20 protein-coding genes are annotated in these 24,061 nt (G+C 37.8%); 12 read left to right on the forward strand and 8 right to left on the reverse strand.

The genetic code is table 11. The features are described 5' to 3' along the window. The first annotated feature begins 25 nt into the window (after positions 1-25). From WAX86_RS15990 to WAX86_RS16005, 4 genes are read left to right on the forward strand one after another with little or no spacing between them, the layout of a single operon-like run. The gene (locus WAX86_RS15990; RefSeq protein WP_341489667.1) at positions 26-856 is read left to right on the forward strand and encodes a hypothetical protein; all 831 of its coding nucleotides are present in this window, start codon (positions 26-28) and stop codon (positions 854-856) included. Positions 857-892: 36 nt separating this feature from the next. Next, complete coding sequence (locus WAX86_RS15995; protein WP_341489668.1) at positions 893-2,560, forward strand: amidohydrolase family protein; 1,668 nt, start codon at positions 893-895, stop codon at positions 2,558-2,560. Positions 2,561-2,594: 34 nt separating this feature from the next. After that, the gene (locus WAX86_RS16000; RefSeq protein WP_341489795.1) at positions 2,595-4,253 is read left to right on the forward strand and encodes an MFS transporter; all 1,659 of its coding nucleotides are present in this window, start codon (positions 2,595-2,597) and stop codon (positions 4,251-4,253) included. 52 nt (positions 4,254-4,305) lie between these two features. Next, positions 4,306-5,871, forward strand: coding sequence for an MFS transporter (locus WAX86_RS16005; RefSeq protein WP_341489669.1), 1,566 nt, complete (start codon positions 4,306-4,308; stop codon positions 5,869-5,871). Between the two features lie 35 nt (positions 5,872-5,906). Here the strand turns inward: WAX86_RS16005 and WAX86_RS16010 are convergent, their stop codons facing one another. Continuing rightward, entirely contained in the window at positions 5,907-6,938 is a 1,032-nt protein-coding gene (locus tag WAX86_RS16010; RefSeq protein ID WP_065171487.1) for an AraC family transcriptional regulator, read from the reverse strand. 266 nt (positions 6,939-7,204) lie between these two features. Between WAX86_RS16010 and WAX86_RS16015 the strand changes: the two genes are divergently transcribed. From WAX86_RS16015 to fadA, 3 genes are read left to right on the forward strand one after another with little or no spacing between them, the layout of a single operon-like run. Then, complete coding sequence (locus WAX86_RS16015; protein ID WP_237030497.1) at positions 7,205-8,512, forward strand: acetyl-CoA hydrolase/transferase family protein; 1,308 nt, start codon at positions 7,205-7,207, stop codon at positions 8,510-8,512. Positions 8,513-8,528: 16 nt separating this feature from the next. Then, positions 8,529-10,676, forward strand: a complete 2,148-nt coding sequence (gene fadB, locus WAX86_RS16020; protein WP_341489670.1) for a fatty acid oxidation complex subunit alpha FadB — start codon at positions 8,529-8,531, stop codon at positions 10,674-10,676. Positions 10,677-10,690: 14 nt separating this feature from the next. Beyond that, positions 10,691-11,854 (forward strand): acetyl-CoA C-acyltransferase FadA, encoded by a 1,164-nt coding sequence (gene fadA, locus WAX86_RS16025; protein ID WP_065171490.1) that lies wholly within the window; start codon positions 10,691-10,693, stop codon positions 11,852-11,854. 138 nt (positions 11,855-11,992) lie between these two features. Here the strand turns inward: fadA and WAX86_RS16030 are convergent, their stop codons facing one another. Together WAX86_RS16030 and WAX86_RS16035 are read right to left on the reverse strand one after the other, a co-directional pair. Continuing rightward, positions 11,993-12,943: an MBL fold metallo-hydrolase gene (locus tag WAX86_RS16030; RefSeq protein ID WP_065171491.1), complete on the reverse strand. Its 951-nt coding sequence runs from the start codon at positions 12,941-12,943 to the stop codon at positions 11,993-11,995. A 154-nt stretch (positions 12,944-13,097) separates the two neighbouring features. Beyond that, positions 13,098-13,403 carry a DUF3081 family protein gene (locus WAX86_RS16035; RefSeq protein ID WP_065171492.1) on the reverse strand — a complete coding sequence of 102 codons (306 nt, stop codon included), beginning with the start codon at positions 13,401-13,403 and terminating at the stop codon, positions 13,098-13,100. A gap of 166 nt (positions 13,404-13,569) precedes the next feature. Here WAX86_RS16035 and WAX86_RS16040 point away from each other — a divergent pair, with 166 nt between their 5' ends. Then, on the forward strand, positions 13,570-14,748 hold the full coding sequence (locus tag WAX86_RS16040; protein ID WP_341489671.1) for an amino acid aminotransferase: 1,179 nt from the start codon (positions 13,570-13,572) through the stop codon (positions 14,746-14,748). A gap of 114 nt (positions 14,749-14,862) precedes the next feature. Here the strand turns inward: WAX86_RS16040 and WAX86_RS16045 are convergent, their stop codons facing one another. After that, a complete protein-coding gene (locus WAX86_RS16045) occupies positions 14,863-15,441 on the reverse strand; it encodes a lysozyme inhibitor LprI family protein (protein WP_341489672.1) in 579 nt (192 codons plus the stop codon). 218 nt (positions 15,442-15,659) lie between these two features. On the opposite strand from WAX86_RS16045, the gene WAX86_RS16050 reads away from it, so the two are divergent. After that, entirely contained in the window at positions 15,660-16,025 is a 366-nt protein-coding gene (locus WAX86_RS16050) for a type II toxin-antitoxin system RelE/ParE family toxin (protein ID WP_065171500.1), read from the forward strand. Here WAX86_RS16050 and WAX86_RS16055 read toward each other — a convergent pair. From WAX86_RS16055 to WAX86_RS16065, 3 genes are all read right to left on the reverse strand, one after another. Further along, the gene (locus tag WAX86_RS16055; protein ID WP_341489673.1) at positions 16,022-17,680 is read right to left on the reverse strand and encodes a VRR-NUC domain-containing protein; all 1,659 of its coding nucleotides are present in this window, start codon (positions 17,678-17,680) and stop codon (positions 16,022-16,024) included. The two genes, WAX86_RS16050 and WAX86_RS16055, sit on opposite strands and share 4 nt — an antisense overlap. A 146-nt stretch (positions 17,681-17,826) precedes the next feature. Continuing rightward, positions 17,827-19,107, reverse strand: a complete 1,281-nt coding sequence (locus WAX86_RS16060) for a sodium:proton antiporter (protein WP_005304716.1) — start codon at positions 19,105-19,107, stop codon at positions 17,827-17,829. A gap of 323 nt (positions 19,108-19,430) precedes the next feature. After that, positions 19,431-20,174 carry a glycerophosphodiester phosphodiesterase family protein gene (locus WAX86_RS16065; protein ID WP_086958771.1) on the reverse strand — a complete coding sequence of 248 codons (744 nt, stop codon included), beginning with the start codon at positions 20,172-20,174 and terminating at the stop codon, positions 19,431-19,433. 356 nt (positions 20,175-20,530) lie between these two features. On the opposite strand from WAX86_RS16065, the gene WAX86_RS16070 reads away from it, so the two are divergent. The 3 genes from WAX86_RS16070 (at position 20,531) to WAX86_RS16080 (ending at position 23,300) form a co-directional block, all read left to right on the forward strand. Further along, positions 20,531-21,109 (forward strand): nucleoside triphosphate pyrophosphohydrolase family protein, encoded by a 579-nt coding sequence (locus WAX86_RS16070; protein WP_005304722.1) that lies wholly within the window; start codon positions 20,531-20,533, stop codon positions 21,107-21,109. 143 nt (positions 21,110-21,252) lie between these two features. Continuing rightward, positions 21,253-22,602, forward strand: a complete 1,350-nt coding sequence (locus WAX86_RS16075) for an MATE family efflux transporter (protein WP_341489674.1) — start codon at positions 21,253-21,255, stop codon at positions 22,600-22,602. Between the two features lie 68 nt (positions 22,603-22,670). Beyond that, positions 22,671-23,300 carry an HD domain-containing protein gene (locus WAX86_RS16080; RefSeq protein ID WP_106341222.1) on the forward strand — a complete coding sequence of 210 codons (630 nt, stop codon included), beginning with the start codon at positions 22,671-22,673 and terminating at the stop codon, positions 23,298-23,300. Here the strand turns inward: WAX86_RS16080 and WAX86_RS16085 are convergent. Beyond that, a complete protein-coding gene (locus WAX86_RS16085; RefSeq protein ID WP_068968583.1) occupies positions 23,289-23,963 on the reverse strand; it encodes a site-specific DNA-methyltransferase in 675 nt (224 codons plus the stop codon). The genes WAX86_RS16080 and WAX86_RS16085 overlap by 12 nt on opposite strands. Positions 23,964-24,061 lie beyond the last annotated feature (98 nt).

A 24,061-nucleotide genomic window follows, 5' to 3' on the forward strand; every position in this document is an offset into this window, starting at 1 on the left:
AAAATATAAATTGGACTCATTAATCATGGAAAATAAAAAAACATTACTAACAGCATCTATTTTAGCTGCTGGTTTATTATCTTCTTCAGTTACATTTGCTGATAATAAAAAAGAAGATGCTCCAGATCCTGCAGATGTAACAAAAGTCGTCACCTCTTTTAAATTATCTGCGGGTACAAATAGTAATAATAATGATTTTGCTCTTGAAGGAGAGTTAAAGATTGGCGGTTCTTTCAATCCTGACAACAACTTTTTAACTATGATTTCTGTAACAGGTGCAGAGAAAGAAGAAGATCCGTTTGAAGATGGCTTTGATTTAAGAGAGATGCGTGCTCGTTGGTTCCAGGTTTTTGGTACTGGATTAGTAGGGTTACCTAAAGCAGGTTATTCGTTGGATTTTATTGATCGTTCGAACGATGACTCGGATGTTATCGATAATATTATTGCTGTTGGTGGTATTGTTAAAGTTCCAGTATTAAGCAATTGGGTTATTTATCCAAATATTGCTGTCGTGCAAGCTAATGTAAAAGATGAATATAAGCTCGCAGGAACAGATGATGGCATCGGTATACAGGTTAATTTATATAATGCCATTTATCTAAGTAAAAAAGGTACGTATATGATGTTTAGCCCTCAGTATTCTTATTTGGATTTTGATGGTTATGTTACTCAAGACCTTTTATTAGAAACAACATTAGGTACACCAATTACTGAAAATCGCCGTTGGTGGTTTAACTTAACATACAAAGAAACGTTCAGTGATTTAAGTTCAGACATTAGTTCTATGCCTGATAAATCTATGTATGCCAATGACGATAAACGTCAATTCAGAGCTGGTGTAACTTATTACTTCTAATATATATACATTATAAATAGTAGGGATGTATTTAATATGAAAATCTATAAAGCAAAAAAAATATATACAGTAGATAATGATTTCTCTTGTGAAGAGGCAATAGCTGTTGATGGTGATAAAATTATTGAACTGGGTGATTTAGACTCACTTATTAATAAGTATCCAACAGCAACTGTTAATTATGATTACCAAGAACAATATATTTACCCTGGTTTTATTGAACCTCATTTACATATTCTTGGTACTGCAGCTATGTTTGCTACATTAATTCCAGCAAGTTTTACTGATTGGACAATAGATGGGCGTGTATATACCGCAGTTCGTGATTCTGAGTCATTTTTATCAGCATTAAAATCCCGAGTTGAAGAATTTAAAGATCGAGAAACCCTAGTTGTTTGGGGGCATTATGAGCCTTTGCATGGTCCGCTCACAACTGCAATGTTGGATGAAATTGATAACTCTCGTCCATTTGCTGTTTGGGGAGCATCGATTCATAAATTGACGATGAACAGTAAAGCCATCGAAGAATTTAAAGTTAATGAATTACCAGATGATATTTTTGGTTTCCTTCGTGGCGATGACGGCAAATCAACGGGCGTACTTATTGAACAAGCTATGTTTAAGATTGCTGCTGAACATATTCTTACTAAGGCGACGCCAGCCGATATTATGAAAGGCCTTGAAAGTGTTCTTGCACAAGGTCGAAATAAAGGGGTGACATCGTGCGTAGATATGGGTGTTGGGATAACAATGCCATTAGAAGCGGAATTACAGCTGCTACGAGCATCTGAAAATGTACCCAATATGCCTAAGTGTCGAAAAGGCTATATGTTTGGTTGGCAGAAGGTATATGAAGCTAAAGATTGGTCAGCACAAACAACCTTTGATTACGTCAATCAGCATTATTTGGATAATAAAGATAATCAAACCCTATTTCCGGTGAAGTGTATTAAGTTCTTTGCTGATGGAGCGGTATCAGACTACGAAATCATTACAAAAGAACCGTTCCAGGATGGTCGAGAAACAGGATGGTTACACCGTTTTGCTGATAGAACCGAAGATACTTTGCCAGAAGATATGAGACTATTTTGGGATAACGATTTTAACATTGCTATTCATACCCAAGGTGATTTAGCCCACGCTAAGGTACTGGATGCATTAGAGTTATTGTCTACTAATGGAAATGGTCGTGACGGTCAGATGTTTATTCAGCATATGGGCTTTACAGATGATGAGTTTTTCGAGCGTGTTAAAGAGATGACACATAAACCATCAGCAAGTATCACTCCTTATTATAGTTATCATTTCTATGAATCATGGCAGAAAGAACAATTGCTACCAAAGAGTTGCTTCTCTCAGTTACAACGTGCTCGTTCTGCTGTTGATGCTGGTATGAAAATCAGTGTTAACGCCGATATTCCTCTTATGCCAACTAACCCAATGATGGGCGCGTATATCGTGATGAGCCGTCGTGATTATCATGGGACAGAAGTTCTTCCTCAAGAATCTATCTCGCGTGAAGAAGCTTTACGCTGTATCACTTCTGATGCCGCTGAGCAACACCTTCTACATCAAATCGGTACTTTAGAATCTGGCAAGCTTGCAGACTTTACGGTACTTGATTTTGATTGGATGACGGGTGATATCGAACAGTTGAAGCTATTAAATGCGACAGCTTGTTTTGTCGGTGGTGAGAAAGCATAACGCGTTTTCGATTAAAGGAGTAAAAGGCTGTGTGATGCAGCCTTTCATTAATATGATGAATCAACAAGTAAATAACTCTAATAAATGGCTAACTCTGCTTGTTCTGTGCGCAGCTCAAGTTGGTACAAGTGGTGATAACTCAACCGTTGGTGTTTCAGCATCGTCTTTAACTAAGCTATTTGGTGCCTCAATGGACCAGATTCAAATGGCTAATGCAACATATTCACTTATTGCTGGTGCGTTGATGATTGCTGGTGGTTTAATGGGATTAATCCTTGGTTGGAGAAAATCATTTCGAATCGGTTTAGTTCTATTATGTATTAGTGAAGTAATAGCAGCTTTTTCACCAAATATTCAAGTGTTTATCTACGGTGCTCGTGTATTAACAGGTGCAGGAGCAAGTTTAACTATTCCTGCGGTACTTGGCTTGATTGCTGGTAATTATCAAGGGAAAGATCAAGCTATTGCATTTAGTGCCTTGGCTGCGGCCTCAGGCATTGCTGCAGCGGCAATGCCAGTTGTATTTGGTACATTACTCGATCTTGTCGGCTTTAAAGTTACCTATCTTTTACTGAGCTTAATTTTTGCTTTAGTTCTTATTGCTTCTGTAAAAGTTCAAGATATTGCGGTATCTGAGCAAAAACCAAAACTGGATATTATCGGTATTATTTTAGCTGCATTTGGCTTATTACTGGTTATTGTTGGAACCTTAAAAACTCCAGTTTGGGGCGTAATTTCACCAATTACTGCATTTTCGGTATTTGGTTTATCTCCAGCCCTTATTATGGTTATTGCGGGTTTAGTGATTTTAGCTTTGCTACTTGTCTGGGAAAAGCGTTATGAGGCTGAAGGTGGTTTGGCACTGATGCCGGCTAAAATTATTTATAATAAGCAGGTGCAAACAGGTTTATATATAGGTGCTCTATTCTGGGTTGGTTCTGCTGCACCAGTTGCTATTACGATTCCATACATGCAGTTAGTGGCGGATTATTCTGCAGCACAAGCTGGACTGACACTAATTGGTATGAGTTTAGGAACCGTCTTGGTTGCAATGCTTTTGCCAGCTAAATTGAGTCAAGTTAAAGTGAAAACTGTTTGTGCTTGCAGTTTAATCGGTGCCGCTGTTTCGTCATTTATTATGTCGCTTGGATTAGAAGCGGGTGGTGTAAATGGCTTGTTGATCTTAGGTCAGACTCTAATGGGATGTTCCGTTGGTGCGATGGCATCACAATGTTCAATTATTGTAACAGATGCACTTGAACCTCGTGAAGCGCAACAATCTGGTGGTATTCAAGCTACGGTTAGAAATATTGGTTATGCGGTAGGTATTGCAATAATGGGTGTTACCATGTTGATGGTAATGACTTCTGATTATAAACAGCAAGTAGCTGATACAACCAGCTTTACGCAAAAATCGAAGCAAACTATTGAACAACTATCGGCAGTTCCATTCTTAAGTGATAAAGAGTTTACCACTTATATCAATGAAAAAAATATTACAGAAGCTCAAGAAGTTGCAACAGCGGTAAACATTAATAGTCAGGTGCGTTTAAATGCTGCTAGAGCTGGTTTATATGCAGTTGCTATTTTCATGTTGATGTTCTTATTTTCACTGAAAAATCTACCATCACGAAGCCTTATGGTTAAAAAAGATCATGAGGTTGATGAAGTTTTTGAACAGTTTGAACGTTAATTTAACAACTAAAGCCCCTTAATTGGGGCTTTTTCTGTTGTAAGGAATCGTTATGAATAATAGGAAAGGATGGTTATCCTATGAAGTCTATTTATTATTGTGTGTGTGTTTGGCACAAATCATCACAAGTGCAGATAATATTACGACAGCACTATCAATAAAGGAGATCATGTTATTTTTTGATGTTAACTTATCTACTGGTCAAATAATTACTGCGTTCTATTCAGTTATTTGTGCTTCATTAATGATAATTAGTGGTATTTTTGGTTACTTTTTAAATTGGAAGAAAATATTTCAACTAGGACTTTGTTTTACCTTCTTAGGTGAAGTTTTTGCCATAACATCTCATCACCTTCTCAGCTTTGTTGGGCTCTCAAGAGTATTTTTTGGCCTTGGAGCATCACTTATTCTCCCTGCTTGTGTTTCTTTGCTTTCAACAATAATTCGAAAAAAAAATCGGGTATTAGCATTTAGCATATGGGGTACATCTGTAGCTGTTGTTATTGCACTCTTTCCTTTATTACTTAATGTACTTCATTTCTATTGGGAGTGGCGATCTGGATATATTATATTAGCAATTTTATCGTTAGTAGTACTAGGATTATCATGTAAAATGCCAGAACCTTATTTTATAAGGTCGAATTTAAAAATTAATTTAAGTGAAGTTATCTTGGTATTTGTTACTCTAATGCTGTTTTTGTTGGCTATTGTTTTAATACCAAAGTTTGGTTTTATCACTCCTTCTTTATCAATAGGGTTCTATCTATTTGATTATATCAGTATACCTTTAGTTCTATTTTTAACTTCAATAGTTACTTTTTGTATCTACTTAAATATAAAAAATGAAAATAATTCAATTATTCCGCAGTCTTTTTATACAGTAACTTCACTATGTGGCTTCTACATGTTGGCATTATTGTATGTTATCTATGGGGGAGTACTGTTTGTAATCGTAAGTTACATTTCCCTTGGTCAATATTCATCAATAACACTGGCATTATCAACAACAATATTTGCTATATCTATGTTCATTTCTTCCGTTGTTGCTGCAACAGTGTTAAAAGAGAAAACTAGCCAAGAACTCAATACAATGGGACTTACCATTATTACAATAAGTTTATTCTCTTTAGCATTTGTTATGCAACCTAAAATACCAAGCTATTATTTTTATATAGCTTTGGCTCCTATTGGTATTGGGTGTGGATTTCTTGCAACAAAAATAAACTTAGTTATAAATTGCTCAGTTGGAATAAAATTTTCTGGACAGTCATCAGGCGCACAAGCATCTGCAAAAAATATAGGTTATGTATTAGGTGTTATTAGCTTTGGAATGTTACTAACATATGCAACAAAGTATGAGTTTGTTGATGTGATAGGAAATAACACCATGTTTTTAAATATTGATACTCTAGACAAGAGTATCGTTAATGGTATTAATTTTATGGGTAATGAACAGCTCATGGATTACTTTGATAAAGCTCTAATTGCTTATAACAAACCAGAATTAATGGTAATTAATAATGTTATAAAAACTAAAGCAGTATCAATAGTATTATTGGTTGGCTCTGTATTAACTCTGTTAAGCATACCAATTGGTAATAAAGTAGCAAGTTGTTAACTAATAGGCCACTATTTATAATTGTGGCCTTATTATTATAGATTTGGACGATAGTTATTAACATTGAGTTTACTAGGACATTCCCCCGTCCATCTCTTGAATGCTCTAGAAAATGTACTAAGGTCTGAGAACCCTAATCGAAACGCAATTTCGGCCATATTGATTTTATCGTTATTCAAAAGATTTAGTGCTTTTTCTAATCGATATTCTTGTAAAATACTACGATAACTGGTTTCTGCTTCTGCAAGTCTTCTATTTAATGTCCTAAAGCTTATACCTAAATAAGAGGCTATATCAGTTCCATTTATATCGATTAAATTACTTTGTTTATCTAAAAAGTTATAGACTAATAATCGAATATCATTAGATTCTAAATCTATTACCTGTTGTCTTAGTGCATTAAGACTTGTTGTATAAACATCATGATCACGATCTTTTAGTTCTGTATAAAGGTATCTGCGCTCAATAATAATTTTACGCATGGTACTTCCTGTATGAATATTACAATTAGTTTCATTTTCAATCCATTTTTTATCTGTATCTGAAAATGGCCAAGAAGGGAGCATGATATGACTTACTACAGAGTAATCGCTTGTTTTATTGATGATTTCTATAATAGTTGAAATGAAGAGATTGAGACCAAGTTGAGTAATTACGGTCTCTTTATCATAAGGCTCATGTTGAATGATATAAATCTCAGCATCTCCTTTTAATGTCATTTTAAAATGAAGCTTAATAGGACTGCCAAGACTTTTACTGTAATCGCAAGCTGTTGTTAAAAGGGTAAGTAAGTTAGGAGCAGTCCATAAGCACAAACTAAAATGGCCAAAAGAAAGGGGATTGACAAATTTCGCGGCGGTTATCGAAACAAGAGGATCACTTTTTTGCTCTGTTAAGTAACGTTGGAAATTTCTTACACTTCGTACATCTAAGGAATTGAAATTGATATTATCACTTGTATGTTCTGGATCAATACATTCGATGTTTAGATATTCAGCTGACAGTTTAAGTAACTTATACCATCCCGTATTTATGGAGAGGTTCTTTTTATTTGGTTTTTTATTCATAAAATATTTCCTTATACTTAAATTTATTATACAAGGATATTTATAAATTTATTTGATCTTGAACGTAATAATTGGCGGTAAACTATTTTATATTTAAATAAACCTAAAAGAATTATTTGTTATGTAAATATGTGATTCTTGTCATATATTATATATTTGTCAATTTAGGCTAAATTTATGGCAGGATAAGAAAAAATAGTCTTTTTATATTCGATATTATCAAGTTGTGGAACAGATAAAGTGTCTAGAATATAAGAGGACATACAATGAACGTTTATAATAATTGTGATAATAAAATCATTTCTTTAGAAGACGCTGCAAATAAAATAAAATCTGGAGATAATGTATGGGCTGGCGGATACTTATCAGTCCCAGTGTGTTTTCTACAAGAGTTAAGTAAAAAGGCCTCTAACTTAGAGAATACGACACTATATGCTGGATTATTAACTTATCCTTATGAATTTCTTAAGCCTGAATATTTAGGGCATCTTAATTATAATAGTCTTTTCATGGGGCCATTAGAAAAGAAATTTCAGCATGGTGGAAATGCGAAAATTGTTCCTTATCATTTGTCTAACGCAGACGAAGTGTTAAAACAAGCAAATTGTAATGTTTCAGTTATTGAGGTCACACCTCCAAATGCAGCTGGCTATGTATCTCTTGGCGCATGTGGTGGTGTAGGTAATAAATATGGTCTCGAATCATCTGAGCTTATCATCGGAATTATCAATGAATATCAACCATTTATCGCCAATGAAGATAACTTAATTCATGTTGATGAGTTTGATTTTCTTGCAATTGGTAATCATCCCATTGCGGGACCAAAACCCGAACAACCAGGTCAAATTGAAAAAAATATTGCCGACCATGTGTTACCACTCATTCCTAATGGTTCAACGATCCAAATTGGTATCGGTACAATTTCAAATGCTTTAGGTATGGGGTTGGTTAATCATAAAGATTTAGGTATTCATACTGAAATGTTTACTGAATCTATGATGGAACTTTGTAAATTAGGGGTAATTAACGGCTCTCGTAAAAATTACAAACCTAATAAAATTGTAGCGGCTTTTGCTGCTGGATCTCAAGAGCTTATCGATTTTGTTGATGGTAATGACAATATTGAGATAGGGGATGTCTGTGTTGTTAATGATCCCGTCGAAATTGCCAAAAATGATAATTTTGTCTCTATCAATACCTGCATCATGGTGGATTTAACCGGCCAAGTAGCTTCAGAAGGGATTGGACATCAACAAATATCAGGTTCTGGTGGGCAAGTTGATTTTGTTCGTGGTGCTCGTATGTCAAACAATGGCCTTTCTATTATTGCATTGGCTTCTACCCATACAGACAAAAAAGCTGGAACTGTTGATTCAACCATAAAATTGGCTCTTCCTGCAGGAACGCCAATTACAACTCTTCGTAATGATGTTCAGATTATTGTGACTGAATATGGTTATGCCGATCTTCGCGGTTTGACGACAAATGCTCGTGCTCAAGAACTGATTAAGATTGCTCATCCAGATTTTCGTAATGAATTAATAGAACAAGCAAAAGCAGTTGGCTTACTGTAAAAAGAGGGATTTATTTATGTACCAAGGCGAATATTTTCAATTAAAACGCAACCAAAGTTTTGGTGAGCTAATTTTATCCTCAACAAAAGACAGCGTAAATACGTTAGGTAAGGCTGCGTTAGAAGAACTATCAAGAATATTGGATACGATAGATCAATCTGATCTTTCTGGTTTGATCATTCGTTCTGATAAAAAGCTATTTTGCGGAGGGGCAAACGTTAAGGAGTTTCGCGCTCTTTTTGCTCAGGGAGAACAAGCGGTTAATGACTATCTAACATGGGTTCATAGTATTTATAACCGTATTGAAGATTTAGAAATACCAAAGGTTGTCGTGCTAAATGGATTTACCGCAGGTGGTGGCGCAGAGTTAGCTCTACTTGCAGATTACCGTTTGATGACCACCGATGCTGCTGTTACTTTCCCTGAAGTTAAACTAGGTATTTTCCCTGGTTGGGGTGGCCTAACGCGTTTGCCAAGACTATTAGGTTTAGATACTGCATTGCAATGGTTAACGACTGGAAAGAAATTTAATGCAAGTAAAGCGCTGACATGCCATTTTGCTGATGGTGTGATTGATTCCAATAAACAAGATCCAGTTGAAGCTGCAATTCAAGTTTTAAATTCATGCCTTAAAGGTGAGTTAGATTGGCAAGAGCGCAAAAAAGAGAAATTATCATCGCTGCGAATGAATCAATACGAACTGGGTATGTCAGTAAGTGTTGCAAAAGGCATGATCGCTAAAACAGCAGGTAAACACTATCCTGCACCAATGATTATGCTAAATGCCATTGAAAAAGCCGCAGGATCATGTCGAGATGAAGCTCTGGCTATTGAGCGTGAACACTTATGTCAATGTGTGAAAACGGGCGTTGCTGATGCTTTGGTATCTGTGTTCTTAAGTGATATGGCAGTGAAAGCTAAAACAAAAGGATTCAGTTCAGAGCAAAAGCCTCTTAATGATATTTCTGTTCTTGGTGCAGGAATTATGGGTGGGGGCATCGCTTATGTTTCAGCTGATAAGGGCATGCATGTTCATTTAAAAGACATTAATCAGCAGGGGTTGGATTTAGGTCTAGAAGAAGCCAACAAATTGTTATCAAAGCAAGTTACTAAGAAAAGAAAAACACCGCTGGCAATGGGACAAGTTCTAAATCGTATTCAACCGACACTGCATGATATCTCATTAGCGGAGACGGAGCTTGTGATTGAGGCGGTGGTTGAAAATCCAAATGTTAAGGCAAACGTCTTGGCAGATATTGAACAGAAAGCCCCAAATGCCCTGATTGCTTCTAATACCTCAACATTAAATATTTCAGGATTGGCTAAGTCACTACAACGCCCAGAAAATTTCTGCGGAATTCACTTCTTTAACCCTGTTCATCGTATGCCATTGGTTGAGGTGATTAAGGGAGAGAAAACATCAGATGAAACCATCAATAAAGCGGTTCAATATGTAAAACAACTTGGAAAAACACCAATTGTTATCAATGATTGTGCAGGCTTTTTGGTCAATCGTTGTTTAACACCGTACTTCCTTGCATTTAACCAACTACTGACTGACGGTGCTGATATCTCTGTTGTCGATAAGATCATGACAAAGCAGTTTGGTTGGCCAATGGGGCCTGCAATGCTGTTAGATGTTATTGGGCTTGATACAACAGCGCACTGTATTGATGTGATGGACGATGCATTCCCTGATCGATTACAAAAACCGCAAAAAAACATTATTCAGACCTTAGTCGATGAGGGATATTTAGGTCAGAAGAACCATCAAGGTTTTTACCAACATGTGGCAGATCGTAAGGGACGCCTCAAACCTCAGCGCAATACTCAAAGTGATGAATTGATTGCTAAACTTGCTGCCTCTCAATGCGAGGATGACGCTGAAACAATGATGATGCGATTGATGCTCCCTATGATGTTTGAAGCGGTTCGTTGTCTCGATGAAGGCATTGTAGCAAGTCCTGAAGAGGCTGATATTGCCATGCTTTATGGAACGGGTTTCCCAGCCTTTAGAGGTGGTTTGTTCTACTACATGGATCAACTTGGTATGGAGAAGCTGATCTCGTTGGCTGAGACATTTGAACATTTAGGAACGCTATACCAGATTCCTGAAGGTGTTCTAAATCGTGCGCAACAAAAACAAACGTTTTATACAAAATAAGAGAGGGATAAACTATGAAAAATGTTGTTATTGTTGATGCCGTTCGTACCCCAATGGGACGCTCAAAAAATGGTGTATTTCGTCATGTTCGCGCCGATGATCTTTCTGCTGAATTGATGAAAGCCGTGTTTAAACGTAATCCTCAACTCGCACCAACTATGGTTGATGATATTATCTGGGGATGCGTTCAGCAGACAGAAGAACAAGGGCTTAATGTTGCGCGTAATGCTGCTCTCATTGCTGATATTCCTGTTGAAGTTCCAGCTACAACGGTTAATCGTTTATGCGGATCGTCTATGGATGCACTTCATATTGCGGCTCGTGCGATTAAAGCGGAAGATGCCGATATGATTCTAGTGGGTGGTGTTGAGCATATGGGACATGTTCCTATGACTAAAGGCATCAATATGAACCCATCTAATGATAAAACGTTAGCACAAGCATCCGCGATGATGGGATTAACGGCTGAAGCTCTGGGTAAAATTCATAAATGTACTCGTGAGGAGCAAGATGCATTAGGTGCGCGTTCTCATCGTTTAGCTCATCAAGCAACGTTGGAAGGGTTATTTGATAATGAAATTGTTCCTGTGATGGGGCATGACGAAAATGGTATTCCGTTTTTAGTCAAGCACGATGAAGTGATACGCCCAGAAACCACAGAAGAGACTCTTGCGCAACTTCGCCCTGTGTTTGATCCTGTAAATGGTACGGTAACTGCGGGAACTTCGTCTGCTTTATCTGATGGCGCGTCATGTTTAGTCGTGATGAGCGAAGAAAAAGCGTTAGCCTTAGGTATTAAACCAAGAGCAAAAATTATCTCAATGGCTACTGCGGGTGTGCCTGCTGCAATTATGGGGTACGGTCCAGTTCCTGCAACGTCAAAAGCATTAGCAAAAGCCCAACTGACCATTCATGATATGGATTATGTGGAAATTAATGAGGCGTTTGCTGCGCAATCTATTCCATGCCTTAAAGATCTTGATCTGTGGGATGTAAGAGATGACAAAGTAAACCTACATGGTGGTGCAATTGCTCTGGGTCATCCTCTAGGTTGTTCAGGTGCTCGTTTGATTGCAACTTTGCTTAATATTCTGGAACAAAAAGATGGACATTACGGCCTTGCGACTATGTGTATTGGCATGGGACAAGGTATAGCAACTGTAATCGAGCGTTATTAATATATAAACTAACCTGTTTGAAAATCTAAGCCATCCATTTGGGTGGCTTTTTTATTAGTTGAAGAATTGATTAGTCAAATAAAAAAGGTCAAATATTTTAATTTGACCTTCTTGAATTCGAAAAAATGATCTTATTTGTTACATGTTTTCCCAAATTAATTCAAATTTATCTTTTTCTGTTTCTTTTATTCTACAAGCGGTAGGATTATTAAAGTGTGTAGGAAGCAATAATGCATTAGTCTCTGAACAGTCTTTTAATAGAGCATATCTTTGTTGCTTAGCTTGCTCTGGAATAACACAAAAAATACTATTCCAATCCCAATTATATACTTGAATTGGATGATGCATTATATCGCCTGAAATAATCGCTTTTTCACCATTAGATTCGATATCTACTCTAAAGGTACCTGGGGTATGTCCTGCTGCATTTTTTAAAGTAACATAGTCATCAATTTTTCTATCTTCTTGCGGAATTAACGTCAGATGACCTGAATCCAGAATAGGGTATAAACTGTCTTCAAGAGCAGGTTTTGTGGCAGCTGTAATACCTGGAAGCATTCCTTTTTCACAAACAATTCTTTCTCCGCCATCAACAATTTGGCCCTCTTGACTAGGATCCATATTTTCACACCAGTCAAAATCAGATTTAGAATATAAGTACTTAGCATTTGGGAATGTGGCTACAAATTTTCCATCAACTAATTGAGTTGACCAACCAAAATGATCGGAATGAAAATGTGTGCAAAGTACAATATCGATATCTTCTAAAGTAACACCGGATTGGGCTATTTTTTCTAGGTAGGGGGTTTGTAAATTACTGAATCGTTCCATTCCTGGTCGGTGGCGGTCGTTTCCATTTCCTGGATCAATAAAGATCGTTGTTTGTGGCGTTTCGATTATCCAACTACTTTGACTTTGATACATTTGTTCATTTTCTTCTCCCATGTAATTAGGGCTAAGCCAATGTTTATGCTTTTCTATTTCAGTTTTATTATAATTTGGAAACATCAATTTAAACGTAAAGCCAAGGCCTGACATTTCTTGAATTCGGGTGATTCTAACGTCTCCAATAACTTGGGTTAAATTCATTACTCAAACTCCATCTGAAAAAACAATTAATTTTAACATTTAGAGTTAAGTCGTTTGTTCTCATTATCTAATAGTGAGTATAAGCACAAGAATATACCCAGAGATTTTGGCTAAATTAAGCTATTCATCTACTTGGGTATATTAGTGAGGTTAATCAATATCTACGGTTTATTTCACAAAGTTTATCTTTAAATTGTTTAATTTTCTTTTCATCAACATCAATATGATCAGCTTGAGTGTGATTAATATTGTGCTCATTACTGACAGTTGAAAAGCGATAGGTGTTGTGAAAATTGATATCCAAACTGACTTCTTCATCAGCAAAGTACACGTTATAACCATCATGACTTTCACTACAGATAATACCGTTCAGCTCGGTCCCTCTCTCAGTTAATTTCCCATTTTTACAGATTTTCTCGTAAGCAGAGAGTAGCGTGATGATGTCTAAGTTATTTTTCATATCGCCTCCCAATGATTAGGCGTTTCCCTCTTTTTAGTGTAGATAAGTGATGGCACTTCACCATGTTATTGGACCAATTTTTAATCTGGATCAACTTTTTAATGACGTTGCAAAAAGGAAGTGATAACGTGAATAAAATTTCACAAAATTAAATGGAATTGATTGTATGTTTAAAGACTTAGCACCAGCCCAGCTGGATCCTATTTTGTCGTTGACCCAAGCATTTCGAGAAGATACTCGTGATACAAAAATCGATCTCGGTATTGGTGTTTATCGTAATAGTGTGGGTGAAACGCCCATTATGGCTGCGGTAAAGTTGGCCCAAGAGAGATTGCTTGAAAGCCAAAAAACTAAGTCTTACGTTGGACTTGCAGGGTATGAGCTATTTAATGAAGTGATGATAGACCTGCTTCTATCTGGTACACAAGCTCATAGCCGTGCCGCTGGTGTTCAAACTCCAGGTGGAAGTGGCGCACTGCGTATGCTGGCTGATTTAATGCATGTAGCTCAACCAAATACAACCGTTTGGCTTACCGATCCAAGCTATGTTAATCATAAACCGGTTATGGAAGCGGCTGGTTTGAAGGTTAAGTTTTATCCTTACTTTGATCGAGAAAGCAAGCAAGTTAATAGTGAAGCTATGCTAAATGCTTTAGCTGCTGCGGGTAAAGACGATGTTGTTTTGTTGCATGGCTGTTGTCATAACCCAACAGGTGCTGATATTGGCTTTGAGGACTGGAAAGCAGTAACAGATCTTGCGGTTAAAAATGGATTTACCCCTTTTGTGGACATGGCTTATTTAGGGTTTGGCGATGGGTTAGTGCAAGATGGTCTTGGTCTAAAGTATATGGCTAACCATGTCGAAGAAATGCTCATTGCTGTTTCATGTTCAAAAAACTTTGGCTTATATCGTGAGCGTACGGGAGCTGCCATAGTAATAGGGGCTACGTTATCTGATGCACAAAAGGCAAAAGGACGTATTCTGACATTAGCTCGTTCAACTTACACGATGCCACCTGATCATGGTGCGGCACTGGTGGCCGATATTCTAACGAACGAGGATTTGACTCGTATTTGGCAGCAAGAGCTTATTAGCATGAATCATCGTATTATTGGCTTACGAGATCAACTTGCTGTTGCGGTTCGCAATTTAGGCTCTGACCAGTTTGATTTTATAGCTCAGCATAAAGGTATGTTTTCTGTGACAGGCCTATCTCCTATTCAAATCCAACGACTTCGTGATGAATATGCTATTTACGCAGTAGGTGATGGCAGAATTAATATTGCTGGATTACAAGAACAGCATATTGATTATCTGGCTAATGCACTAGTGAAGGTAAGTTGAGAGGGATAGAATTAGCAATTGGCCCAACAATATTACATTGCATTTGGGCCATTTAACTCATTACTCTCAATTTAAGCCTACTAATGGTGCAGTAAGATAAGAGTCTAATACATATTATTGTGCTAGGCAGTGCAGTTTTTTCGCCATGTAAGTAATATCAATCTTACCTTGATGTTCAATGTACTCTAGATTTTGTCCAGAATAGTGGATACCGCTGGCCGTCGGCTGTTGCTGAGCGATGATTTGAGCGTCCCCCATAGTAAAAACCATACTTGAAGGATCGGTTTGGTTATAAAACGCGACTGTTACGAGTTGTTTTTCATTATTACATTGTAAAGTAATGGTTTCAGGTGCTTTAAGTAAGCCTCCTGTGATTTGTAATTCTAGAATTCGGTCTCGATAATTATCTGCAACACACGATGGCACATCACTGCTTTTCCAACATTCGTTGCGGCCTTTAATCCAACCACGCTGCATGGCTTTTTGCTGTTTCTTTTCAGCACTTGGATAATTTGCCATCGCTTGTTTGTAAACCGTATTCAATGTGTTATCTAATGTTGCTAATTCATTATTTGAGCAGATAAGTTCTTCGACGCTGCTACTGGCTTTGGTGCAATCAAAACTAGGCGTTGCTGCTAGAGTAGGTAGAGCAAGCAAAGACAGTAAAGTTAGAGAAAATCGTTTTCCTTTCATTGTTTCATCCATTGAGTCATTAAGATTAATAATCAAGTTATCTCATAAGTTTTAGTGAGAGCGATTTGATTTGAATATTTAATACAGTATATACCTATGCTGTATTGATTGGGTCAATGAATAGTTAAAGATTATTAAAGCAAAGCTTCAGAAAAATTGATTCGAAAATGGCTTGATGATTTGTTTTACTAAGAAACATACTTAACTGACTATTAATCATGAAAATCCAAATTATTTCTCTTAATGAACATGTCGATCCACTAGCAGTTTTCTTTCAATCTATCCCAACGGAATTTTTGAGCTTGATCCGCAGTAAGTTTACTCGCTATCAAGAGTATGGTGATATTATCCCTTGCAAGAGTTTAAAAACCTTGAATCCTAAAATTTGGAAATATAAAGGTCTCATTTATAAGCTACGTATCGATTGTGGCCAGCAGTCAGCTCGTATTCTTTTTACTCGAAGTGATCATAATCTGATTCTTCTTCATGGTTTTTTAAAGACCACACGAAAAACGCCTGTCCGAGATGCTCATCTAGCGATTGAAAACTTATCCAATCTTGATTGTGCGATAGATTGGATTTAGGTCGATTCTTGCCATTGCACATAAGCAACTTCTGCTGGGATGTGATGCTGTGAAAAAAACTGAAGCCAACGAAGCTGGTTATTTTGTAACTTATCTCCAGGACCTTTGATTTCAACCCAAAGATAATCTTTTTCGTTAAACATAATTAAATCAGGCATACCTGTTCGATTATGTTTAAGATCTTGTAACAATCGACGAAACAGAACGACCATCGTTGATGAGGGGATATGCTTAAGTGCAAGTTCCAGTACTTCCGTGGTGAAAAGAGGCCAAGTAACCCAATAATTACTTATCCCTTTTTTTTGCTGATAAATCTGTTCCCAATCGTTATATTGCCCACTTTCTATTTGCTTAAGTCTTTGCTCAATATCAACCTGACGCTGAGCGTAAAATTGCTGTTGAAACATATCAAGTGGGCCTAATTGATAAGGATTAATAAAGCTGCCTTTGATTGGGGCAAAAATAATATCCCACATAGCTAAGCCAAACAGGCTGTTTAAAAAAGTATTTTCAAGAAAGAAGACCTGCCATCCTTGCTGTTGATAATAGTTCGCAGCCACTATTTCAACGCGCTCTAGTTGTGGATTATCAAGGGTTAGAACATGGCTTATCGGCTGGAACTGCTCTGGAGCATGATAAGGTTTGCCAAGTTTCTTCATAAGTTTTTTTTTAATACGATGTGCCACTTCAAGTTCGTCATCACTGTATGGAGTGGCTTGAATAGCCTGAACTATCACTTCAGCTGTATGATAATCATCAAGTTCCATTAATATTCGAGTTTGACGCTCGCGGCTGGGCTCTCTTTGTGTTTGTTTATATAAAGTAAGAGCCAATGAATACTGTTTATCCCTTTCAAGATCCCGAGCCAGATTATTGAGCAGCTTTTGTCGTTTTTGTTCTAGAGGCGTCCATAAATAGGGCTTTGGTAGATCTTCTGTTAATAAACAGATGAGATGATAATCCTTGTTCTTGTGCGCGAGGTAATATCTATCTGATAATTCTGACAGTAGCAGCCATTGCTCTAAGTCTTCGCGATTTTGAAATAGCTGAGTTTGATTATCTATGCTGTAACATTCAAAGCGATGAAGCCCCAAGTCGGTTAAGACAAATTGACTTAAATCTTGATGACTATTGCCAAAGAAAAGCAACAATAGTGTGGTTAGGGTATTTTGTTGCGCAACATACAAAATTGGGTCTTGAGTTAGCTGAGAAATAATTATATCGGGCGAAAAATGGTTTTGAATCTCTGCTATAACGCTATCTTTTTTCAGGTTTGTACTGACTGATAGTGGAAATAGGGTAAACAGTTCTGCTTTTGTATAAAGACTGAATAAGGCATCGATATCAATTTGATTGGATTCAACTAAAGTTGCTATCTCTGTGGTCACAAAATGATTCATAGCGAGCTGAGATACCGCCTGTTGAAGATGATTTATTTCTGTGTACTTTAACTTATTTACTCTAAACAAAAGTCCTTTGCGAGTTAGAAGTCGAACCCATAGCTTTTGAGCGTCAGAATTTAATCGGTAAAATGACTCAATCCAAGCGATCTCTTCATTAGTAAGCAGGCGAGTGTGGTATTGAGAAACCGTTGATAATAATTGTTTAAAATTACTTAAATAATAATCTGCTGGTAGCTCAATTTTTTCTATCACAATAAAGCCTATTTGCTATGGTTCGGTGCCGTATTTATAACGTTAAAACAAAAATACCGACCAAATCAACGTTAAATTAATTGGGTCGGTATAATCAATATATCGCGATGCATCTAAGCTGTTGGATATTTGTTAGGTGCTAGACCTTAATAACCGGTTTCTTCGTATTTTTTAGCTTTTTCAATCATTGGGGTAATAGTAGAACCCTGAATAATGATAGAAAAGACAACCACAGCATAGGTCATTAAAACAATAAGCTCTTTGATATCAACGCCTTCAAAACCGCTTGGGATCCCGGTTGGAATCGCCATCGCCATAGCAAGAGCAAGGCCACCTCGCAAACCACCCCAAGTTAAGATTTTCACCGACATTGGGTTATATCGTCTAAAGAAACCAAAACCTACATAAGAGAGTTTAACGCTGATATAACGACTCAACAATACTAAAGGTATAGCAATGATAACAGCCACTAAATCTACGGCATGGAAAGAGAAAGTCACCATAACAAAGCCGATTAATAGGAACAAAATCGCATTTAAGATTTCATCTGCTAATTCCCACAGGTGGCTAAGTTGATGTGATTCTTCTGCGCTGATCAGTGAACGAGTCCAGTTACCAATGATGATACCAGCAGTAACCATGGCTAATGGCGCTGATACCCCTAATTGTTCACCGATAACATAACCACAGGTTGGAACCAGCATAGTCAAAATTAGGCGCATCATGCTGTCGTGGGTGTGCTTAATTAAATAGTGGAATATACCGCCAATAATTAAACCGTAAGCAATACCACCAACGGCCTCATGAATAAATAGGGCGACAGTACCGGAAACGGTTGGAGCGTGGTTACCGAATGCGACCTCAAATAGAGTGACGAAGATGACCAAACCGACACCGTCGTTAAACAGTGATTCGCCTTCAATTTGAGTTGATATACGCTGTGGTGCTTTCAGTTTCTTAACAATCGCTAACACGGCTATTGGGTCTGTTGGAGAGATAAGAGCACCAAACAAGCAGCAATATATGTAGCCGATATTAACGCCTATTACCGCTAAGATAGCCCACAAAAGTGTACCAATAAAGAAGGTCGAAAATAAGGTTGCTGCAAGAGCAAGAATGGATATTTCAATTTTTTGGTCTTTAAGATGACTAAGCTCAATATTTAGAGCACCACCAAACAATAAGAAGCCTAAAACACCTTTAAGTAAGAAATCATCAAACTGGATGTTGTTCATTAACTGAACCAGATAATGCTCGTCATTAAAGTCAATCACCCCCATTTTGCCTAATAGCATGATGCTAAAAGCGATGATCATAGACCAACCAGTGATGGCTATCGTGGTTTGAAATTTACCAAACCTATGGTTGAACATTGAAATAAAAACAGCAATTGCTGCGACAATACAAATGGTGTCGTATACAGACATAGGGTACAACTCTCCATGGCGGATTATGGTTCACTTAGCAAGACCTAACGCCGTCTAATAACTATAGACAGAAAAAATCGATTCTTAGACCAAAATCAGTGACAATCAGCTTGGCATTAATCCCTATAAAAATATTGGATATTATTTGAATAGGGGATGAATAAAATAGGAGGGTATTTTAATTAATTTTCATATGTTAGCGGGCAAATATTGTGGAAAGATAAATTTCAATAATAGATATTGCCGAAACACTCATTTGATTAAGAGAAGCATCTACCTAAGTTTAATTGAGTCACCTAGGTAGATGTGATGAAAAGATTAAGCTATTCGCTATAGCCTAGATCGAAAGCACTGTCGATCGGGATTAAATCACCTGGGTTATCTGTGATGATATTATCTACACCCCAGCGGCGAAATTTCATCACTGAGTTTAAATCATTCATTGTCCAGATATGAAGCTCTTTTCCTGCTGCTTTAATTTCAGAAGCTAGGCTTTCAGTTAATAGGTGATGATCCAAATGGATACTGAAAAGCTCTAACTCTTCATCAAGGCGGTCAATTTGAGGAACCCACTCTTCAATAATTAAACCACGGCGAACTTCTGGCCAATATGCTTTAAAATGTTTTACTGCGCGATATGAAAAGCTAGATAGAATCAGTTTTTCAATGGGAAAGCCATGCGCTTTAATGACATCAATGGTCTTTTCTACTTGCAGTTCGGCTTCATCTTCGTCATGAACCTTCACTTCAAGATTCAAATTGAGGTTATTATGGTCACAGCAAATAAGTAACTCTTCTAATGTCGGAATCGTCTCTTCACTAAATTGAGGGTCGAACCAGCTTCCAGCATCGAATTTTTTTAATTCATCTACGGTTAGTTTACGAACAATACCTGAACCATTGGTACAGCGGCTAATGTTCTTATCGTGGTAGATAACTGGCACAAGGTCAGCACTAAGCTGGGTGTCGGTCTCAATCCATTTTGCGCCACAATGAGCGGCAATCGAAAATGAAATTAATGTATTTTCTGGTGCAATTGCTTTTGCACCGCGGTGTCCTGTGATCATTACTGCTCCAACAGAAAATCTCTGCTATGAAATTGAGTTTTCATAACCTTGCATAGCTGTATTTTATGCTCAATAGACATGAAATGGTATAGGTAGGATTATTATTAGTTTACACCTAATAGCAAATAAAGAGAGTATTTTGTTTTATCAATTAGGAAGTCGCTCTGGCATGAAAAGATGAGAGCTCCATGTGACTTTAAGATAGAGAATAAAACTCATTTCGTTTGATTTAGGCTGAGTATAAGGAATAGAAATGAACTGTCATAGTTTTATCAAAATAATCATATTGCCTTTGTAACTTGGTTCAGTTTGGATTAGGATCGCCCGCTGTTTGTTACTCGAAAAGGAATCGCGATATGAAATTGACTGTTTTAGACCAACCCTTATATGACCATCTCTATCGTGATATTCGAGAGTTTAGAGAGACCTTTGATTTGGCTATTGAAGCGCCAGAATCTCTTAATGAACAATCAGATACACTACATACTTCTCTCGCTGTTGAGGAAATGACTGAGCTTGCCGAAGCTGATTCTTTAGTTGAGCAAGCCGATGCTATTGTTGATTCTGTTTATGTTTTAATGGGTCGTTTAGTTCATCTTGGTGATAAGCAAGTCTCTGATAACTTAGGCATAAGCTATTTGATTGATTTGCTACTTCAGATAGCACAGCGTCTAAATATTGATTTTGTCGCCTGTTGGGATGAAATTCACTCGAGTAATATGAGTAAAGTATGTCGCAATCAACAAGAGTTCGATGACACTCAAGCCCATTATGCGAAACAAAATATCGAAGTGACTTCAACTCCGAAGGGCGAGTACCTTATTGTGAAGTGTGCTAAAGATGTTGAGCTAGAAGATAAGATCATTCGTCAAGGTAAAGTTCTTAAATCGCTCTACTATCGACCTGCCGATTTGGTTAAGTTAGTCATACGCTAATTGGTATCAATAATTATTAACCATCATAAACCGTAGCCTTGTTAACATTATGCAAGGCTTCATACCACAATACACTAGACGCTATTATTACCGAATAAAACCCAGTAAACTACTAGGCTAATTTGCAAAAATAGCGTTTCATCATGCGATCATCATCTCAACAATCAGAATATTTTCCGGGCCTTGCACGTCAGTTATTTACCATGACGTGGCCAATGCTGTTTGGCGTCCTCTCTTTAATGAGCTTCCAACTAGTTGATAGTGCATTTATTGGTCAATTGGGCGTTCTTCCTCTTGCCGCTCAAGGTTTCACTCTACCTATGGGGATGGTGGTGATTGGCTTACAAGTTGGGCTTGGGATTGCAACAACAGCACTGATTTCTCGAGTTATTGGCGCTAATGAAATTCAACGAGCCAAACAACTTGGTGGACTGGTTGTCGCAACTGGCGCAATTGGTGTATTTCTCATCTGTTTACTGATTTGGGCTATTCGAGAGCCGATTTTACAGCTGTTAGATGCTCCCGCTAATGTCTATCCCGTAATTCAGGATTATTGGCCAGTTTGGTTAGGCAGTACTTGGGTTGGAGCTATGCTCTATTTTGCTTACAGTTTATGCCGAGCCAATGGTAACACCATGCTGCCGGGCGTTATGATGATGATAACCAGTGTCCTTAATATGGTACTGGATCCTCTGTTCATCTTTAAGTTTGGTTTAGGTATTAATGGTGCTGCCTGGGCGACGATTGCCTCTTTCTCTTTAGGTATGCTGATTGTTTTTCCTCTCGTAATGAAACGTCAATGGATGAGCTTTAACTGGCATGGACTAGATATTATTTATTCCATTAAGGAACTGGGGCATATTATGGCTCCAGCGATGTTAAGTCAGTTATTACCGCCAGTCTCTTCAATGGTCGCAACCAAATTAGTGGCGGGTTTCGGCGCATCTGCTGTTGCCGCTTGGGCAATGGGGTCACGTTTAGAGTTTTTCTCAATTGTAACTGTGTTAGCGTTAACCATGGCTATGCCTCCAATGGTTGGTCGTATGCTTGGCAGCAAAGAGATTGCAAAGATCAAAGCATTAGTTTCTATTGCTGTTCGATTTGTGCTTGTATGGCAATTGGTTATCGCAGTAATTTTATGGCTGGTGGCACCGTACCTTGTTACGCTACTCACACCAGAACAATCTGTAAGCTCTATCTTACTTATTCACCTTACTTGGGTACCTATCAGTTTAGGCTCTTTAGGTATCTGTATGTTGATGGTGTCGATCTGTAATGCGTTGGCACTCCCAATGCGCGCTTTGGTTATTTCGGGTTTACGTCTGTTTGTTTGCTTCTTGCCTCTACTTTGGTTGGGAGCGAAACTGGCTGGCTTACATGGTCTGTTTGTTGGGGCGATGTTAGGTAACTTTGCGGCAGGCATCATGGCATGGGTGTTTTATCAGCAAGGGATCAAAAAAGTTAAAATTAAATATTGTGATCGTCACGAATAAACAGAAGAAGAGCAGCGAATGGGTTGCTCTTTTTTCTCGTCGTTTAGTGGGTTTAATAAGGAAATAAAATGGATTGCTTGGCATTTGAAGTCGATTTAGTTGAGTATTTAAAATCAGAAATAAGCCAAGATATGGCACATGATGTCGACCACATACTTAGGGTGGTTAAAAGTGCCAAAATGTTATGTCAGCAAGAGGGGGCGAACATAGCAATTGTTCTACCTGCGGCTTACTTGCATGATTGCTTTTCTTATCCAAAAGATCATCCAGACCGTCATTTAAGCTCGTACAAAGCAGCAGACAAAGCAGTCGAATTTTTAAACAGTATTGGCTACCCATCTGAGTATTTTGAAGCGATTCACCATGCAATTGTCGCTCACAGTTTCAGTGCGCAAGTCACACCAACAACCTTAGAAGCTCAAATTGTGCAAGATGCCGATCGCCTTGATGCGTTAGGAGCTATTGGGGTAACGCGATGTATTTTAGTTAGTGCAAAGCTTAAAAGGCCGCTTTATCAGCTTGATGATCCTTTCTGTCAGCAGCGATCACCTGATGATAGCCAATATACGCTTGATCACTTTTATACCAAGCTACTAAAACTCACCGATACAATGAACACCAGATCGGCTCAAGAAGAGGCGGGGAGGCGCACTGAGTTTATGTACGCCTATCTAAAACAGCTGGAGTTAGAGCTCTGAAATACGTTGACTAAAATGCTGATGGGCATTGTCGGAAACATCGCAGCCTATGTAATAGCGCTGAAGTTGACTGGCTGCCACCAATGTTGAGCCTGAACCAAAGAATGGATCGATAACAATATCGTCAGGCTCACTACTTTGGGCTATTAGTGTTTTTAGAAGTTCAACGGGTTTTTCTGTTGGGTATCCTCGCCACACGCGCTTAAATTCTAAAACATCGGGAACACTCAAATCGTTTAGCTTTCGCTTACCTTTCTCAAAAAACAGAATAAATTCATAGCGAGATCGGTAATGATATCCCATGCCGATTGCACATTTATCCCACACGATAGGTTTCCAAAATTTAAAACCAATTTTCTCCGCAATAGGTTTTACGATAAACATCGTCTCTTGATCGCAGAACAAATAAAAGTGCGAATTCTTTTTGAGAACTCGATAGATCTCTTGTAATAAAGGTTCAAATTGATCATTAGGTAGAATACGAAACCAATCGTTGCTGGATCCTTTACTTTGCTTCAATCGAGTTGTAGTGCCAACTGCGCGATGCTTTTCTAGAGATTCATAAGGGGGATCAGTAATAACCAAATCGATAGACTGATCTTGAATTTCCTTTAGCCAGCTAAGTGCATCGGATTTGTAAACGTGATTGGTTGTGATCAGCAAAAGTAAGTACCTGTCGTTTTTAGTATGGCTTTGTAATTATAACTATTTTTCAGGACTAAGCTGTAGTTAACTAGTAGTTTATTTATGATTAAATGTGC

This window comes from Photobacterium damselae subsp. damselae (assembly GCF_038086725.1).
GTDB classification, from domain to species: Bacteria; Pseudomonadota; Gammaproteobacteria; order Enterobacterales; family Vibrionaceae; genus Photobacterium; species Photobacterium damselae.